Origin of the sequence: uncultured Winogradskyella sp., from assembly GCF_937958655.1 — a bacterium.
Classification (GTDB): Bacteria; Bacteroidota; Bacteroidia; order Flavobacteriales; family Flavobacteriaceae; genus Winogradskyella.
On sequence record NZ_CALGNH010000080.1, the window covers coordinates 1 to 17,755 of the forward strand.

Genomic DNA, 17,755 nt, shown 5'->3' on the forward strand with positions numbered 1-17,755 from the left:
CTGCTTCGGTTACCGTGACCTCTGGTGATCCGCCTACTTGCTCGATCACTAAGTCGTCTCCGCTTGTTAATACAAAGATGGAACTGTAACCCGAAGGTACATTGACATCACCGTTTGTTGTTGCACTTAATTGTGCTTCTCCATTGGATAGTTCTACACTACTATCCACTGCAGTTAATGTCCCTGCATCTGGATTTATAATTTGAACTGGTGCTCCTGCTACATCTAAGGATCCACATAAATCACCTCCGCCTTGGATTAATAAACTATTAACATCAAATCCTGTTGTAACTCCTAGCTCTACGATACTTAAATCTAAAGTCTCTGGGTAAACTAAGGTATGGATCGTATAATCTCCTCCTCCAACTACGGTGAACTCTGGTGATCCGCCTACTTGCTCGATCACTAAGTCGTCTCCGCTTGTTAATACAAAGAGCGTACTGAAGCCTGCTGGCTCATTCGCATCTCCGTTAGATGTTGCTGAGATTGTTACTTCTCCTGTTGAACATACAGTGCTCTCTACTACAGTTAATGTCCCTGCGTATGCTGTACATGGCTCTTCTCCTACATGGATTGGTGCTCCTGCTACATCTAAGGATGCACATAAATCACCTCCGCCTTGGATTAATAAACTATTAACATCAAATCCTGTTGTAACTCCTAGCTCTACGATACTTAAATCTAAATCACTTGGGTAAACTAAAGTATGAATCGTATAATTTCCTGCTTCGGTTACTGTAAAGTTTGGTGTTGCATTAACCTGCTCTATTACTAAATCTGAACCGCTTGTTAATACAAAGATCTTACTGAAGTCAGCGGGTACGTGCACATCACCGTTTGGTGTTGCACTTAACTGTGCCTCACCATTTGATAACGCAACACTGCTATACACAGCTGTTAACGTTCCTGCATCCGCAGTACATGCAACATTATCAGTTAACGTAAATGTTACTGATTCTGTATCGCATACGTAACCATACGCATTATTTTGAGCGTAAATTGACGCTATGACTTCGAAGGTACCTAATCCAATATTCCAATCAGCATCTCCCGCCGGAAATGTGTAAGGAATTAAATTTTCAATAACTTCAAACTGTTCGTTAGTATCAAGGTTAGTAACATTGTACTTAACACTTTGAACATAACCGTTAACGTCTACTTTGACATAAAAATGTCCTGGTAAATCATCAAAAATGTATGTTTCGTCATCTGTAATATGAACTGTTTCATGACCATTACTAAACTCAAAATTCTCCACGTTACCACAAAAACGAGAATCTGATTGGCCAAAACCGAACAAAAACAGACTAAAAAACAAAATAAATAGATTTACCTTAAGATTTTTGATCTTTAAGAGTAATTTGTTCTTCATTGCTTTTTGTTTAATTATTTTAAAATAAAATTAAACAAATTGCAATGTAGGTAGTTTCAAGAATTACAAATTTTAAGAAATATTAACAATAAAATGGACAAAGTAACTTTTTTTCAAGATTAAATGCTTAGGCTAATAATTTTATGTTTGCGTAACTGTTTTCCATGGCTTTACGAGCCGCCGCATCATCTAGCCATTTCACTTTAGTTATGCCTTCATTTATTTGTGGATACAACTTCCCATCAAATTCAGTCTTCATTTTAAACCAATAGGTAATTTTAATTTTATACTTTCCGTTACGTTTAAAAATATGATAGGTTGTGGGTAAAGGTTTAACTATTTCCAATCCTGTTACACCAGTCTCCTCCTCCACCTCTCGGATAGATGTTTCTTCAATGGATTCTTTACCTTCAACTTTACCTTTCGGCAAATCCCATTTATCATTTCTATATATAAAGAGCGTGTCGCCATTACTATTACTCACCTTCCCTCCACCTGCAACTACATTTGGCAAAAGTTTTAAAAAATGTTTTAGTAATTTTTTGGGATTATGATGTATTAAATGAATCGCATTTAAGTCTGTATTATTAAGTAGCTTAATAACTTTTTTAATTTTAACAGATTTCAAAAGAAATACCTTAAAATCAGTTTCTTTTTCAATTTGAGTAGTCAAAATTATCGGCTTATCACCAACATATATAGTATGCATTAATTTGGCTAATTATAGGTTTAGAATAGTAAAACTATTACTTTTTCTTAAAATGCTTTTATCCTATAAATTAAATTATGATAAAATCTTACAAAAGTCTAAAAAATAGTAATTTTGCATCATGATTTTTAATAAAGAAACAGCAAAAAAAACAGCAGAGGTTTTACTGCAAATTAATGCTATAAAACTTCAACCGTCAGAACCTTTCACATGGGCATCTGGATGGAAATCACCAATTTACTGCGATAACAGAATTGTTTTGTCCTATCCTCAGATAAGAAATTACATTAGGGAAACTATGGCAAGACATATTGAAGATCATTACGGCAAGCCAGATGTCATTGCTGGTGTAGCCACAGGTGCTATTGGTATTGGTGCTTTGGTGGCTGATTATTTAAATCTTCCTTTTGTTTACGTAAGGCCTGAAGCTAAGACACATGGTCGTAAAAACCAGGTGGAAGGTCACATAGAAAAAGGACAAAATGTTGTTGTGGTAGAAGATTTAATAAGCACTGGTAAAAGTAGCCTTAACGCTGTAGCCGCGCTTAAAGAAGCAGAAGTAAATGTAAAAGGTATGGTTGCTATTTTTTCATATGGTTTTGACGTTGCAAAAGAAAATTTTGAAAAGGCCAATATAAAATTGCACACGCTTGGTAATTATGAAAATTTGCTTGAACAAGCCCTAGACACAAATTACATAACCGAAAAACAACAAGATATTTTGGTAAAATGGAATGCCAATCCTAGCGAATGGAACGCTAATTGATATAGCTTTAGCAACAACGGTTAAATGTGTATGTATTAATCTATTTTAATATGAAAATTAATAATCATAGGATGAAATAATTACACATTTAAACTATAAAATATGAACTACTATGAATTTAGAATCACCAAAAGTAATCTTAGATAAATCCGCAGAGGAAACGTTTAATTTTTTATCTGATGTGAAGAATTTTAAAAACTTAATGCCTGAAAACATTAGCAAATTTGAAGTTTTAGAAAACGATAAATTTCTATTTGCCCTTAAAGGTATGCCAGAAATTGTACTAAAGAAAAAAAAAGCTATACCAAATTCTAAAATAGTATTGGGAGCTGCTGGTGGAAAATTAGATTTTTCATTAACAGGTTATATCCGCGAAATAGAACCTAGCAAAAGTGAAGTTCAATTACTATTTGATGGAGAGTTTAATGCCATGATGGCGATGATGATTAAAGGTCCAATCTCTAAGTTTATAGAAACACTTGCCACTAATATGAAAACAACATTTTAGTATAGCAAACTAAGCTCCTTAAGGTCATAAGTATTTACGACGTCGTTTTCAGTCCAAATTTTAAGTTTTCCATTGTTGGCTACGCCTTTTATTATTCCAGAAAATTGCATTCCATTTTTGGTTATAAAGGTTGATGGTTTATTTTTTCTAAAGAGATAAGATTCATATTCTGTCTTAATAGTGTCGTACTCATATGAGGCTAATAATTTAAAGTAATATTTAAGTGTATTTAAAACTTTAGACAATACCTCTTCTTTATTATAAACTATCCCTGTTATTATTTGCATTGATGAGGCTTTCGGTAAATTATAAAATTGATTTTGATTTACATTAAGTCCAAAACCAATTACAGAGCCTTGAAGTTGATTGTTCTTAATAACATTTTCAATCAAAATACCACACAATTTTTTATCTGCTGACAAAATGTCGTTAGGCCACTTTATATAAAGTCTGGGCATATTAAAACTTTTTAATGTTTTTAAAATTGCTAAAGAAACAGCCATACTGATATAAAATTGATTTTCAATCTTAAATCCTTTTAAGTTCTTAAATACACTTACTGTTAGGTTTTTACCTTTTTCAGTTTGCCAATTGGCACCCATTTGGCCTCTACCATTAGACTGATGCTCGGCAATAACTACTGTAAAATCCTTAGGTAAATTAACAGAATCCATTGCTTTTAGGTAAGCATTTGTTGAATCAATGGCATCAAGTTTGATTATATACATATAGTCACCGTGTTTTTTATAGTATTCTTATGATAATAAGGGCTTACAAGAACTAAAAAAATAATAACTTTGCATAAATTTAAATCATTTTAATGACGAAAGAAAAAACCAATGCAGACCAACTCATAACAACAATCATTGGCGGTATCGAAGAGGTTAAAGGAAAAGAAATTACAATTTTAGATTTAAGAACCATTGAAAATACGGTTTGCGATTATTTCATTATCTGTGAAGGTACTTCTAACACTCAGGTAAATGCAATCGTTAGTTCCATACAAAAGCAAGTTAGCAAAACTATAAAAGATAAGCCATGGCATATTGAAGGTACAGATAATGCAGAATGGGTGTTAATGGATTATGTTAACGTCGTGGTGCATGTTTTTCAAAAACATATTAGAGACTATTATGATATTGAAAGTCTTTGGGGAGATGCTAAAACAACACAAATAGAATCAAGTTATTAAATAAAAAAAAGATTAACGCTTAACTAAATTAAGCGCATTCGTAAGAGGTCAACAAAATGGCAAAAGACAACAAAAATTTAAATAAAAAACCAAAAGTAAATCCGTATTGGATTTACGGAGTCATCATAGCAGTTTTTCTGTCTATTCAATTATTTTCAGGTGGTTTTGGTAGTTCAACAGGCATACCAACTACACCTTCTCAATTTTTAGAATATTTAGACAGAGGAGATGTTGCTAAAGTAGAAATTGTTAACAAACGAGAAGCTAGAGTTTACCTAACAAAAGAAGCACAAGAGCAAGAAATTCATAAAAAAACAAAGCCTAAATCTATGCTACCTTCTGTAGCACCAATTCCTAATTACAAATTTGAATTTGGTGACCTTCAGAATTTTGAAAAAGACATAAGACAAAGCATACAAGATAATAACCTAAATACTGAAGTAAATTATGAAACTGAACAAAATGTTTGGGGTGATTTTTTATTGACGTTACTACCGTTTATACTCATCATTGGTGTTTGGATTTTTATAATGCGCCGCATGTCTTCTGGTGCAGGAGGGGGAGCTGGTGGGCAGATTTTTAATATTGGTAAGTCCAAGGCCAAACTATTTGACGAAAAATCGGATACCAAAACATCCTTTAAGGATGTTGCAGGGTTAGAGGGAGCTAAAGAAGAAGTCCAAGAGATTGTCGATTTTTTAAAGTTTCCTGAAAAATATACAGCCTTAGGAGGAAAAATCCCAAAAGGTGCCCTACTCGTAGGGCCTCCAGGTACAGGAAAAACACTTTTAGCTAAAGCTGTTGCTGGTGAAGCTAAAGTGCCTTTCTTTTCGCTTTCGGGTTCAGATTTTGTTGAAATGTTTGTTGGTGTCGGTGCATCTCGTGTAAGAGACTTATTTAAACAAGCCAAAGAAAAATCACCTTCAATTATCTTTATTGATGAAATTGATGCTATTGGTAGAGCACGAGGAAAAAACAATTTGTCTGGCTCAAATGACGAACGCGAAAACACGCTCAATCAACTATTAACCGAAATGGATGGTTTTGGCACAAACACCAATGTCATAGTTTTGGCTGCTACCAACAGAGCTGATGTATTAGATAGCGCACTAATGCGTGCAGGACGATTTGATAGGCAGATCTATGTAGATTTACCCGATGTACGAGAGCGTAAAGAAATTTTTGAAGTACACTTAAGACCTCTTAAAAAAGAAGAGTCCTTAGATATTGATTTCTTAGCAAAACAAACACCCGGTTTTTCTGGAGCTGACATTGCTAACGTTTGTAATGAAGCGGCACTTATTGCTGCACGTAAAGGTAAAAAAGCCGTTAATAAACAAGATTTCTTAGATGCTGTAGATCGAATTATTGGAGGACTAGAAAAGAAAAATAAAATCATTACTCCAGAAGAGAAACGCGCAGTAGCCTTTCACGAAGCTGGTCATGCTACCGTTAGTTGGATGCTAGAACATGCTGCACCTCTTGTAAAAGTAACCATTGTTCCTAGAGGACGATCTTTAGGCGCAGCTTGGTACTTACCCGAAGAACGACTCATCGTTCGCCCAGAGCAAATGCTAGATGAAATGTGTGCCGCATTGGGTGGTAGAGCCGCTGAAAAAGTGATTTTTGATAAAATATCAACTGGCGCATTAAGTGATTTGGAAAAAGTAACCAAACAAGCTAGAGCTATGGTAACTATCTATGGCCTTAGTGATAAAGTTGGTAACCTTACGTATTATGATTCTTCTGGACAATCTGAGTATGGTTTTACAAAGCCTTATAGCGAACAAACTGCTGAACTTATTGATAAAGAAATTTCTGATATTATTGAAGAGCAGTACGAACGCGCAATAAAACTACTAGAAGTTAATAAAGATAAACTTACAGAGTTAGCAGAGGTACTTTTAGACAAGGAAGTTATCTTTAAGGATAATCTTGAAAAAATCTTTGGAAAACGCGCTTTCGATACCGTGCAAAGCAGTGAAGAAGAAGAATAGTATAATTAACTACGTTTATATAAAAAACTTAAATTGACCATATGTTAATTTAAGTTTTTTTATATTTGATAAATTCACTTATTACAGGATTAATAGCAACATTGAATGAGCTTATTTCGTAAACTCTTTGGAAAAAAATCTGATCAGCCAAAAGAACAGATACCAAATCAAGAGCGTAGTAAATATATGCCCGAAGTTAAGTTGCCCGCTGATGAGCGTTTTACCATTAATTTTAAATCTAATGGAGGTAAATTTTTGTATTGTGAAAATATGGCCGAAATTAAAGAAAGTTTTAATGCTATTTTAGACGAAAACCAATGGCATAACGAAAAGGTATTTTTAATTGATGAACGTTTGCAAGACCTATTTAAAGAGTTACAGCTAAATCCGACTGCAAAAGCCTCTGAAAGCGCTTATTTTTTATCAACATGTGAATATTTAATTTCTGACGATGGATCACTTTTAATTTCATCGAATCAAATTGCAGAAAAAAAGCTATATGAATTACCAGAACATTTTATCATTTTTGCCACTACCAGTCAATTTGTTGAAAATATTGGTGAAGGCTTAAAAGGTATAAAAACAAAAAGCAAAGCTACTATACCTACCAATATTACTACCATTAAGCATTTTGCGACTGCTGACGATAAAGATTTTTTAACTTATGGCAGTAGTGCAAAAAACCTATACCTACTCCTTTTAGAGGATCTATAAATGAAAGAATTATTAATAAGAGCACTATCGGGTGCTATATATGCCGCTTTGCTTGTGGGTGCTCTTTATTATCAACTAGCCCTAATTATTGTCATTGCACTTTTTGGTATTATTAGTTTAATGGAATTTAGCAAACTCATTAAATTAAAAGGCTATATACAGTACTTTATATTTACGCTATTATATATTGCTTTTTGGTATTTGTGTATGTATAATAAAACACTATTTAAAAGTAGTGATGCCATAAATATTCTATTGGCATTAACAATCTGTGTAAATCTCCTTTTAATAAAAGATTTATTCACTTTTAAAAAAATTCCGTTGTTTAAAAGCAAAAGATACATTGCAACAACCTTTTATTTAACCAGTGGGTTTATTTTTATTCTGCTTATTGCAAATTTTAATAATTCATTTTCACCACTTCTACTTTTAGGTACATTTATTTTAATATGGGTTAATGATAGTGCCGCCTATTTTGTGGGGAAAAATTTGGGCAAGCAAAAGCTATTTCCGAGTGTATCTCCAAAAAAAACAGTTGAAGGCTTTTTAGGTGGTTTATTTTTTGCTTGTATTGCAAGTTATTTTATAGCTAAATACTCTGAAACACTAAACACAACCAATTGGTTAATTTTGGCGATTATAATTAGTGTTTTAGGAACATTTGGAGATTTAATAGAATCTAAGTTTAAGCGCCAAGCAGAGGTTAAAGATAGCGGTGTAATAATGCCAGGACATGGTGGTTTACTGGATCGATTAGATAGTCTTATCTTTACCGCACCATTTATCTATTTATATTTAAGTATTATTTATTATGTTTCATAAAGAAGGTCATAAAATTATTTTTATAACACTTGTTATTGTCGTTGGATCATTTTTTTTAATTGATGAACTTGCTACCAACGAATGGCTGCGCAAAGGACTAATGATTACCATTCTCGTAGTATTTATTCTTATTCTTCAATTTTTTAGAAACCCAAAACGTCACACACACACTAATGAAAAACAAGCACTATCGCCTGTAGATGGCAAAGTTGTAGTCATTGAGGAGGTTGATGAAAATGAAGTCATTAAAGCTAAATGCATTCAGGTTTCTGTATTTATGTCTCCTCTAAATGTACATGTTACTCGATATCCTATTAGCGGCAACATAACTTACAGCAAATACCATCCTGGAAAATATTTGGTTGCGTGGCATCCTAAAGCGAGTGAAGAAAACGAGCGTACAACTGTAGTTGTAGAAAATAAAAGTTTTGGAAAAATCTTATACCGACAAATTGCTGGTGCTTTAGCAAAACGTATTGTTAATTATGCAAAAGAAGGTTCAACAGCCGTACAAGGATCAGATTCTGGATTTATAAAATTTGGGTCGCGCGTAGATTTATTTTTACCTTTAAGTGCAGAGATAAAAGTAGAACTCAACCAAAAAGTCCGTGGTGGTGAGAGTATCATCGCAGAAATGAAATAATGTCAAAAGAATTAGAAATAGAATTTGATGCCGCAGTAGAGCGTGTTAATGCCCATACTGAGCCATTTCCTGCTGATTTTTTACTTAGACTGTATGCGTATTATAAAAAAGCGACTAACGATTACGGTAGACCAAGTAGTCGTAAACAAATTATAAATGCGTTTAAGACTAACGCTTTATTTCAAGTAAAAGATATTAGTGAAGATGAAGCTAAGCAAGAGTACATTAATCTTGTGAATAATTATTTTTTGTATCGGAAGTAGAATTTTACTTCAATTACGGTTTTTCCGCAATGGTATTACGGAAAAACCGCAGTTAACATTTCTTTAACAACTCTTTTAGTTATTAATTTGGTATATAGACTTTTTTTTTTTGATTTGTGTTGCTATTAACTGTAACAGAATGTTTTAACGAGGCACAACGTTGCTTTTAATGGCAATGGTTAACCTAAAACCTGCGTAGGTTTTTTTACTTTCTCGTTAAACTTCGTTATCCCTCTCGTTAATTTTAAAACTCGTTAATACTCGTTAGTAAAACTGTTTATTAACCGACCAATATGTTTTGGTCTTAAATTTAAAATTATGAAGAAAAAAGTTTTTAGTATTACATTTGGCTTGATGTTCATTTGCAGCTTATTTAGTACTGCGTCATCAGATATACTTGAAGTTTATGAAGATGAATATGACTGCTATGACAGAGTAGAAATTATGGTAATCCAAGCTGACAATGCTGGTTGGACTATAGAAGAGCTTGCATGGTTAACAAATGCAGCTTATGCGGTTTATTGCTATGGCTACACATGGGAAGATGTTTATAATGCTGATCAATAATATTTTAAAAAGCAATAATTTGAGCCTAGGTTTACTAAAGCTTAGGCTCTTAAATATTTTATTATGATACATTTAAAAAAAATATCATTACTGTTATTTCTTTTAATATTTAACAATAATTCAAAAGAAGTTTCTGGCGAGGTAATCTATAAGTTCGCACAAAACGAAATAACAAAGAGTGAGAAAGAGAATAGTAAAGAACTCTATGGTATGTTGGACAAAATGAATAATGCTTCAAAAGACTTAGATTTTACTCTAAGATTCAATTCAAATGAATCAATATTTTACTTAAATCAAGTTATGGAATCTGATATCAGTCCAATGGCTATCTCTTATGCAAAAAATATTGTTGCTAGAGGAAGATTTTATTATGATAAATCAACTGATAAATTATTGAGAGAAGAGAATATTTACGGAAATAATACCTTAATTAAGAACATATCTTCAAGTATCAACAATTGGCAACTAATAAATAAAACTAAATACATAGGAAAACACCTATGCTACAAGGCCATAAGGTCAAAAAGTAAGGTTGGTCCAACTAAAACCCATCAATTTGAGATTATTGCATGGTACTGTCCAGAAATACCACTGAGTTATGGACCAAAAGAATATAATGGTCTGCCTGGATTAATATTGGAACTAAAAGATACTCATTATACATTTTATGCTAGCAAAATAAAGATTGAAAAGGATACTAGTTATACGATAAAACCTCTAAAATCAAAAAACATAATTACTGAAGCTGAGCATATTGAGCGTATGAAAGAATCATATGAAAAGCAATAATTTTTATTAATATATTGTAGTTGAAACACTCTTTCCTGTTAATATCATTTATATATTGTTTTAATCTTATACATTCCCAAAATATCAATATTTCAGGAAAAGTCACCGATACCTTACAAAACCCATTACCCTACGCCAACATCCTCGCCATACCACAGAGAGATGATCAAGACGTAAAGTTTGCTATTACTGAAAACGACGGTAGCTATAAATTAGCTCTAAATAAAAATCAAACCTATAAGCTTACGGTTAGTTATTTGGGCTATAAACCACAAATACTAACGATTACTACAACAGACCAAGGCCTCATTAGAAACTTTGCTTTGGTAGAAAATCCAGACCAGCTAGACGAAGTTCACATAGAATACACACCACCAATTGTGGTAAAAAAAGATACAATTACTTACGATGTCAGCCGTTTTGCCACAGGCGAGGAACGCAAGTTGCGAGATGCTTTAAAAAAACTGCCTGGTGTAGAAGTGGATAGAGAAGGTAATGTTAACGTTAACGGTAAAAAAGTAACCAAGGTCTTAGTAGAGAACAAACCCTTTTTTACTGGAAACAGTAAACTTGCAGTAAACAACATACCAGCAGATGCCGTTGATAAGGTTGAGGTCTTGGACAACTATAACGAAGTTGCTATGTTAAAAGGGCTGCAGGACTCTGAGGATATGGCAATGAATATCCTTTTAAAAGAAGATAAAAAGAAATTTGTTTTTGGTGATGTAGAAGTTGGTATAGGTATAGAGGATAGATACCTGTTGCACCCAACCCTATTTTATTATAGCCCAAAGACCAATGTTAATGTAATCGGTGACCTTAACAACCAAGGTGTCAAAAGCTTTAGCTTTAGCGACTATTTAGAGTTTGAGGGTGGTTTTGGTAAACTCTTAGACGATGCTGGCAGTTATTTTAGCCTTTTTAATAGTGATTTTGCACAATATCTCAACAATCAGGATTTTGTAGATAACATCAATCAGTTTGGTGCACTTAATATTAGGCAATCGGTTAACAGCAGTACGGACATCAGCAGCTATGTAATTGCTTCCAATTCCAAAACAGAAACCTTAGGCAAAACCTTAAACACTTACCAAAACATTGAAGAATCCTTTACAGAAGACAGGACGGTAAGCAACCAACTCAACAACTTCTTTACCATAGGTAAACTCACGGTGGATTACGACCCAAGCTTTGAGGAAGACTTTGCCTATAATGCTTTTGTAAAAGTTACCAATAATGACAGTAATGGCTTAATCAACACCATTAATCCCACCCAAGACAATACCATAAGGACATTGACTGGTGTTACGGCATTCAACCTAAAACAAAACGTTAGTTACAGTCGTAAACTTTCTAAATCACATACAGCAACTTTAGAAGCAACCTATAATTTCCAGAACGACAAACCGATAACGGAATGGCTGACCAACCAACAGATTCTACAAGGGTTGATTCCCTTAGAAGATGAGGATACCTTTAACATCCTACAGACCAAAAGGTCAAAATCCCATAACTTCAATGCTATTATAAAAGATTATTGGGTGCTTAACAATTTTAACCATCTCTACACGAGTGTTGGTGTTAATGCGTCATTCAATTCGTTTTTTAACACTGATGTACAGGTCTTAGATGATGGCAGTATCAACAATTTTGGTTCTGCAGGATTTGGTAATGATTTTGGCTACAACTTTATAGATACTTATTTGGGTCTGGAGTATAAATTTCAGATTGGCAATGCTACCTTTAAACCTGCTCTTTTTTATCATGGCTACCTATGGCGAACAGAACAATTTGATGCGGCTGAGACCTTTTCCAAAAATCTATTTCTGCCACAGTTTACGAGCAAGGTTGAGTTTAACAATAGTGAAAAGCTTAATTTTCGTTATCGTCTTAATGCTCGTTTTCCTAGCATCAATCAACTGGCTAATAATTTTATATTATCAAGTTTTAATAGCATATTTCGAGGTAATAATCAATTAGAGAATCAATTGTACCATACGGCTACGTTGAGCTATTATAAGTTTAGCTTATTCCGTAATCTCAATTTTAACATTAATACAAGTTTCAATAAACGTGAAACTAGCATTAAAAACGTTACGGAACTTAACGGCATAGAATCCTTTAATACAACCATTATGTTTGACCAACCAGAGCATAATTGGAACGTCAGTGGACGCATCTCTAAAAAAATAAATAAAATAAGATATAACCTAAGCGGTCGTTTTAGTTATAACGATTTCTTTCAAATTTTGAATGGTGAAACTAATCTTAATATTTCCAGGTCCGTATCGTCAACGGTTGGCTTAGAGACCTTTTTTAAGAACTTCCCTAATTTAGAGTTTAACTACACCAAAGACTTTAGCAACTACAAAGCCAATGCCACAGAAAACCGATTTGAAAACGACCGTTTTGAAGCCATTTTAGAATATGATTTTTTAAACGATTTTATTTTTAAGGCAGATTACACCTTTGATAATTATAACAACAAAAACCAAGGCATCAACAACACATTTGATACAGCAAATGCGTCTTTATTTTACCAAAAAGAAGATAGTCCTTGGGGTTTTGAGATCTCAGCGAGCAATATTTTTGATGTGCGTTTTAAACAACGGAATTCGTTTAATGCTTTCGTGGTGAGCGATAGCAGAACGTTTATTCTGCCTAGGATTGTAATGTTTAAGTTGAGTTATAAATTATAATGACATCTCGACTACGCTCGATGTGACAGTTTAATCTAATCAAGAAAATTATACCTGCGCAGGAATTCTTAATCTCTTATCAAAGGCATAGTAGAACAACGTAACAAACCTTCCTGCTTTGCGATTTCTGCATAAGGTACTTCTTCAACAGTAAAACCATTTTTGCGAAGCCAAGTGTTTAATCTCGTAAAGTTTTTTTCAGAAATAATAACGTCATCAGCTATGGAAAACACGTTACTATTCATGTTATACATTTCTTCTTTGGTAATTTCGAATATATTCTCTTTTCCGAAGAAATCTACCAGCCATTGGTATTCACTCTCAATTAAAAATCCATTTTTATGAATAATAGCTTTATTCTTACCAACAGGTTGAAAACAGCAATCTAAATGTAAAGCATTTTCTTTTGGGTCGGTGTTCGATTTTCTAAGTTCAAAGGCCTTTACTTTTTTATGTGGAAATATTTCTTGTATGGCTTTTACCGCTTCAATATTTGTTCGTGCTGTGATATAATCGGGATAATCTTTACCTGTGTAGGTGCCAATAAAAATGTAATCATTCCAAGGCATAACGTCACCGCCTTCAACATGACACTCTTCTGGAAGTATCATTAACTTATCTTTTTCAATTTGGTCAATTACGTACTGAATGGCTTCAAACTCACGCTCTCTATCTGGTAAAATATTCGCTTTTATTAGTTTATCTTCAATAACAAAGGCGATGTCTCTAGAAAAAATCTGATTGTAATCTTCAATTACTTTTGGTCTGTACACCGTAACATCATACTTTTTAAAAACTTCTGCAACGGCATCCATTTCTTTAATCATATCAGCTTCCTTAGGATAAGTTCCAGCTTTGATATGCTGTATTGATTTTGGATCGTAAGCGTCTTCAATAGTTGGCATTGGACCATTACTTTGGGCAGTTCCTAAAATAACTGCTCTAAGACGAGACGTTTCGTTTTGTACATTTAGTTTCATAGATATAAAAATAAAAAGCTCCATATGGCGTATGAAGCTTTTACCGTTTTATTACAATACCTTATCTTTTATCTATTGTTTTAAAGTCCCTGTAAGTTTCTCCAACATATAGCTGTCTTGGGCGACCTATTGGCTCTTTGCGCATACGCATTTCTCTCCATTGTGCTATCCACCCTGGTAAACGGCCTAAAGCAAACATTACTGTAAACATCTCTACAGGTATTCCCATAGCTCTATAGATAATACCTGAATAAAAATCTACATTCGGATATAATTTTCGTTCCACAAAATACGGATCATTTAAAGCTTCTTTCTCTAATCCTTTAGCAATGTCTAAGATGGGATCTTCTACACCTAGATCACTAAGTACTTCATCTGCCGCAACTTTTATAATCTTTGCTCTTGGATCAAAGTTTTTATAAACACGGTGTCCAAAGCCCATTAAGCGGAATGGATCGCTTTTGTCTTTTGCTTTGGCCATGTATTTTTTTGTGTCTCCACCATCTTCTTTAATAGCTTCTAACATTTCTAATACAGCTTGGTTTGCACCACCATGTAATGGTCCCCAAAGTGCAGATATACCAGATGCTAACGATACAAATAACCCTGCGTGAGAAGAGCCTGCGATACGTACGGTTGATGTAGAACAGTTTTGCTCATGATCTGCATGTAGTATTAACAACTTATCTAAAGCATTGACTAATATGGGATTTTGTACATACTCGCTATTTGGCTTTTTAAACATCATTTTGAGAACATTCTCAACATACCCTAAATTGTCATCTCCATACTCTAGGGGTAAACCATGCTTTTTACGCATAGTCCAAGCTACTAAAATTGGGAATTTTGCTAATATTCTTACGATAGCTTTATACATATCCTCTTCTGAATCTACATCAACAGATGAAGGGTAAAACGCCGTTAAAGCACTTGTTAGCGATGATAATACACCCATGGGATGGGCTGCTTTTGGAAAAGCATCGAGTATTTTCTTAACATCGTCATCTACCATTGACTTATCTTTAATATCAGCCTCGAATTTGTCTAATTCTTCTTGCGTTGGCAGCTCTCCAAATATTAGGAGATAGACGACTTCTAAAAAATCTGCTTTTTCTGCTAACTCTTCAATGGAATAACCTCTATACCTTAAAATACCTTTTTCACCATCTAAAAATGTGATGGCACTTTCACAACTTCCTGTGTTTTTATATCCAGGATCAATGGTAATAACACCTCCTGTTGCGTTTCTTAAGGTTTTTAGATCAATTGCAACTTCATCCTCTGTTCCAACTTTTAAAGGAAACTCATACTTTTTACCATTGATTTCTAAGGTAGCTTTATCTGACATATTCTATCTTTAATTTATGTAATTTAAATGGAGTGTAAATTTACAAAATATCAACCGATTTAAGTAAAGCATTTATAACCCTTTTAACAATAAACGCATAGCTGATGTTTATAAGACGAAAAAGCGATTATTCAAAAGAATAATCGCTTTTTGTAATCTTATCATTATTTGTTTGTTTTACTTTACTTTAAACGCATTCTCTTGCGGAAAGTAAGCTACATCTCCTAATTCTTCTTCAATACGTAATAACTGGTTATATTTGGCCATACGGTCACTACGCGATGCAGAACCTGTTTTTATCTGTCCTGTATTTAAAGCTACTGCTAAATCTGCAATGGTATTATCTTCAGTCTCACCAGAACGGTGTGACATTACAGAGGTATATCCTGCATTATGAGCCATATTTACAGCCGAAATAGTTTCTGTTAATGTTCCTATTTGATTTACTTTGATCAGGATAGAATTTGCAATTCCGTTTTCTATTCCACGCGACAGACGCTCTACATTAGTCACAAATAAATCATCGCCTACTAGCTGTACTTTATCACCAATTTTATCTGTTAATACTTTCCAACCGTCCCAGTCGTTTTCGTCCATACCATCTTCTATAGAAATGATTGGATATTTTGAGGCCAATTCTGCTAAGTAAGCCGCTTGCTCTTCTGAAGTTCTTACCTTGCCTGAATCCCCTTCAAAAATAGTATAGTCGTATTTCCCATCTTTATAAAATTCTGCTGCGGCACAGTCTAAAGCAATCTTTACATCGCCTCCGAATGTATAACCCGCTTTTTCAACAGCCAACTTAATCGAATCTAGAGCATCTTCGGTACCTCCTTCTAAGTTAGGTGCAAATCCTCCTTCATCTCCTACAGCGGTGCTTAAACCTCTATCGTGCAATACTTTTTTTAGGTTATGAAAAATTTCAGTTCCCATTTGCATAGCATGCGTAAAATTCTTTGCTTTTACTGGCATTACCATAAATTCTTGGAATGCGATTGGCGCATCACTATGAGAACCTCCATTAATAATATTCATCATTGGTAATGGTAAGGTATTAGCAGAAACACCACCCACATATCTATATAATGGTAAGCCTAATTCATTTGCTGCTGCTTTAGCCACTGCTAAAGACACCCCTAAAATGGCATTAGCTCCTAATTTTGATTTGTTTGGAGTACCATCTAAATCGATCATTAATTGATCAATGGCATTTTGTTCAAATACTGAAACACCTAATAATTCTTGCGCAATTGTTGCATTAACATTTTCTACAGCTTTTAAAACGCCTTTTCCCATGTAGGTATCTCCACCATCACGCAATTCAACAGCTTCATGCTCACCTGTAGATGCGCCAGATGGTACTGCTGCTCTACCCATAATACCGTTTTCTGTAACGACATCAACCTCTACAGTTGGATTTCCTCTACTATCTAAAATTTGTCTTGCGTGTACATTAATTATAATGCTCATTCTGTTTGGTTTTGGTTATCAATTTAAATAATAGATGAGATGCTGAAACAAGTTCAGCATGACACCCTTTAATTTGCCAAAGTTAGTAAATTGATCACTTATTACCTTAATTCCTAAGTTATATTAAGCCTAATATTTACTATAATGTTTTCGTGGATAAAAAAAACGCAACAAAATTTATCGTATGTCGCGTTTATTCTGACAGCTATAATTATTTACTAGTTACAAAATTTAATATTTGCCTTTTCATATATTTCCATAATTTCATGTGATAACTCAAAAAAGAAGCCTCTTTTTTTACCATCAATTTCTTTATATTGGCTCATAGCTTTAAAATAATTTTTATATTTTAAAGCTTCACTGAATCTAACAAAAACAATATCATTAGAACTAAAAAGATTTTCAACGCCATCTTTTTTATCGAATCTTAAAATTTCATTTCCCCTTTTATAACCTTCGTTGCTTAAGGTTACACATGTATAAGTCTTATCTTCCAAAGCTTCGTCTATTGCTTCTTTACTATCCGAATAGATTATGTATTGAGAGTCAAAAAACCAATTAGGAGGCGGTGGAGGTGGTGGAGGTATATCCCCAAATCCACTTGTTCTTCTTAAGCTGTCATTATACCGTTTATTTTTTTCTTTCTCTTTTTTAGTCAAAACTTTCTCAGTTCTATTGAGATGGTAAAAAGACTGGTGGTTAGTCCAAGATACACCTCTAAGAATATCTTTATCTTCAATTGAGTTGGTCTTGTAACATAGCTTTTCAAAATATGCACTAGCAAGCTGGGTTTTTATTTCATCTACTACGTTATAATCTACATTTTTATCTATATATAGAAATATCTTGAGGCTCATTTGGGCATGAGATAGCATCTTATATCTTGTATAAGATAACTCCTTAGCTACATCGCATA

18 protein-coding genes are annotated in these 17,755 nt (G+C 33.7%); 11 read left to right on the top strand and 7 right to left on the bottom strand.

The features are described from left to right. Window positions 1–1,372: hypothetical protein (locus Q0800_RS13380; protein WP_299130675.1), on the bottom strand; the 1,372-nt coding region annotated here is incomplete at its 3' end. Between the two features lie 127 nt (window positions 1,373–1,499). Beyond that, window positions 1,500–2,081, bottom strand: coding sequence for an NUDIX domain-containing protein (locus Q0800_RS13385; protein ID WP_299130678.1), 582 nt, complete (start codon window positions 2,079–2,081; stop codon window positions 1,500–1,502). Between the two features lie 121 nt (window positions 2,082–2,202). Between Q0800_RS13385 and pyrE the strand changes: the two genes are divergently transcribed. Together pyrE and Q0800_RS13395 are read left to right on the top strand one after the other, a co-directional pair. Then, window positions 2,203–2,847 (top strand): orotate phosphoribosyltransferase, encoded by a 645-nt coding sequence (pyrE, locus tag Q0800_RS13390; protein WP_299130681.1) that lies wholly within the window; start codon window positions 2,203–2,205, stop codon window positions 2,845–2,847. Window positions 2,848–2,959: 112 nt separating this feature from the next. Continuing rightward, the gene (locus Q0800_RS13395) at window positions 2,960–3,355 is read left to right on the top strand and encodes an SRPBCC family protein (protein ID WP_299130684.1); all 396 of its coding nucleotides are present in this window, start codon (window positions 2,960–2,962) and stop codon (window positions 3,353–3,355) included. Here the strand turns inward: Q0800_RS13395 and Q0800_RS13400 are convergent. Continuing rightward, window positions 3,352–4,083 carry a biotin--[acetyl-CoA-carboxylase] ligase gene (locus tag Q0800_RS13400; protein ID WP_299130687.1) on the bottom strand — a complete coding sequence of 244 codons (732 nt, stop codon included), beginning with the start codon at window positions 4,081–4,083 and terminating at the stop codon, window positions 3,352–3,354. The genes Q0800_RS13395 and Q0800_RS13400 overlap by 4 nt on opposite strands. A gap of 92 nt (window positions 4,084–4,175) precedes the next feature. On the opposite strand from Q0800_RS13400, the gene rsfS reads away from it, so the two are divergent. The 9 genes from rsfS to Q0800_RS13445 all read left to right on the top strand — a co-directional run bounded on the left by rsfS (window position 4,176) and on the right by Q0800_RS13445 (window position 13,041). Continuing rightward, window positions 4,176–4,547, top strand: a complete 372-nt coding sequence (gene rsfS / locus Q0800_RS13405) for a ribosome silencing factor (RefSeq protein ID WP_299130690.1) — start codon at window positions 4,176–4,178, stop codon at window positions 4,545–4,547. 56 nt (window positions 4,548–4,603) lie between these two features. Then, window positions 4,604–6,544 carry an ATP-dependent zinc metalloprotease FtsH gene (gene ftsH / locus Q0800_RS13410; RefSeq protein ID WP_299130694.1) on the top strand — a complete coding sequence of 647 codons (1,941 nt, stop codon included), beginning with the start codon at window positions 4,604–4,606 and terminating at the stop codon, window positions 6,542–6,544. Window positions 6,545–6,649: 105 nt separating this feature from the next. Further along, the gene (locus tag Q0800_RS13415) at window positions 6,650–7,258 is read left to right on the top strand and encodes an LUD domain-containing protein (RefSeq protein ID WP_299130699.1); all 609 of its coding nucleotides are present in this window, start codon (window positions 6,650–6,652) and stop codon (window positions 7,256–7,258) included. Then, the gene (locus tag Q0800_RS13420) at window positions 7,259–8,080 is read left to right on the top strand and encodes a phosphatidate cytidylyltransferase (RefSeq protein ID WP_299130702.1); all 822 of its coding nucleotides are present in this window, start codon (window positions 7,259–7,261) and stop codon (window positions 8,078–8,080) included. It abuts the gene before it with no gap. Further along, window positions 8,070–8,723 (top strand): phosphatidylserine decarboxylase family protein, encoded by a 654-nt coding sequence (locus tag Q0800_RS13425; protein ID WP_299130705.1) that lies wholly within the window; start codon window positions 8,070–8,072, stop codon window positions 8,721–8,723. The genes Q0800_RS13420 and Q0800_RS13425 overlap by 11 nt, the downstream gene beginning before the upstream one ends. Next, entirely contained in the window at window positions 8,720–8,986 is a 267-nt protein-coding gene (locus Q0800_RS13430; protein ID WP_299130723.1) for an acyl-CoA-binding protein, read from the top strand. Before Q0800_RS13425 ends, Q0800_RS13430 begins: the two co-directional genes overlap by 4 nt. A gap of 354 nt (window positions 8,987–9,340) precedes the next feature. Further along, window positions 9,341–9,553 carry a hypothetical protein gene (locus Q0800_RS13435; protein WP_299130708.1) on the top strand — a complete coding sequence of 71 codons (213 nt, stop codon included), beginning with the start codon at window positions 9,341–9,343 and terminating at the stop codon, window positions 9,551–9,553. A 63-nt stretch (window positions 9,554–9,616) separates the two neighbouring features. Then, a complete protein-coding gene (locus tag Q0800_RS13440) occupies window positions 9,617–10,342 on the top strand; it encodes a GLPGLI family protein (protein WP_299130711.1) in 726 nt (241 codons plus the stop codon). A 20-nt stretch (window positions 10,343–10,362) separates the two neighbouring features. Beyond that, entirely contained in the window at window positions 10,363–13,041 is a 2,679-nt protein-coding gene (locus Q0800_RS13445; protein ID WP_299130713.1) for a carboxypeptidase-like regulatory domain-containing protein, read from the top strand. A 68-nt stretch (window positions 13,042–13,109) separates the two neighbouring features. On the opposite strand, the gene Q0800_RS13450 is transcribed toward Q0800_RS13445, so the two are convergent. The 4 genes from Q0800_RS13450 to Q0800_RS13465 form a co-directional block, all read right to left on the bottom strand. Then, window positions 13,110–14,021 (bottom strand): arginine deiminase family protein, encoded by a 912-nt coding sequence (locus tag Q0800_RS13450; RefSeq protein ID WP_299130715.1) that lies wholly within the window; start codon window positions 14,019–14,021, stop codon window positions 13,110–13,112. A 61-nt stretch (window positions 14,022–14,082) separates the two neighbouring features. Beyond that, window positions 14,083–15,369, bottom strand: a complete 1,287-nt coding sequence (locus Q0800_RS13455; RefSeq protein ID WP_299130717.1) for a citrate synthase — start codon at window positions 15,367–15,369, stop codon at window positions 14,083–14,085. A gap of 177 nt (window positions 15,370–15,546) precedes the next feature. Continuing rightward, complete coding sequence (eno, locus tag Q0800_RS13460; protein WP_299130719.1) at window positions 15,547–16,839, bottom strand: phosphopyruvate hydratase; 1,293 nt, start codon at window positions 16,837–16,839, stop codon at window positions 15,547–15,549. Between the two features lie 218 nt (window positions 16,840–17,057). Beyond that, on the bottom strand, window positions 17,058–17,755 hold a 698-nt coding region (locus Q0800_RS13465), incomplete at its 5' end, for a hypothetical protein (RefSeq protein WP_299130721.1).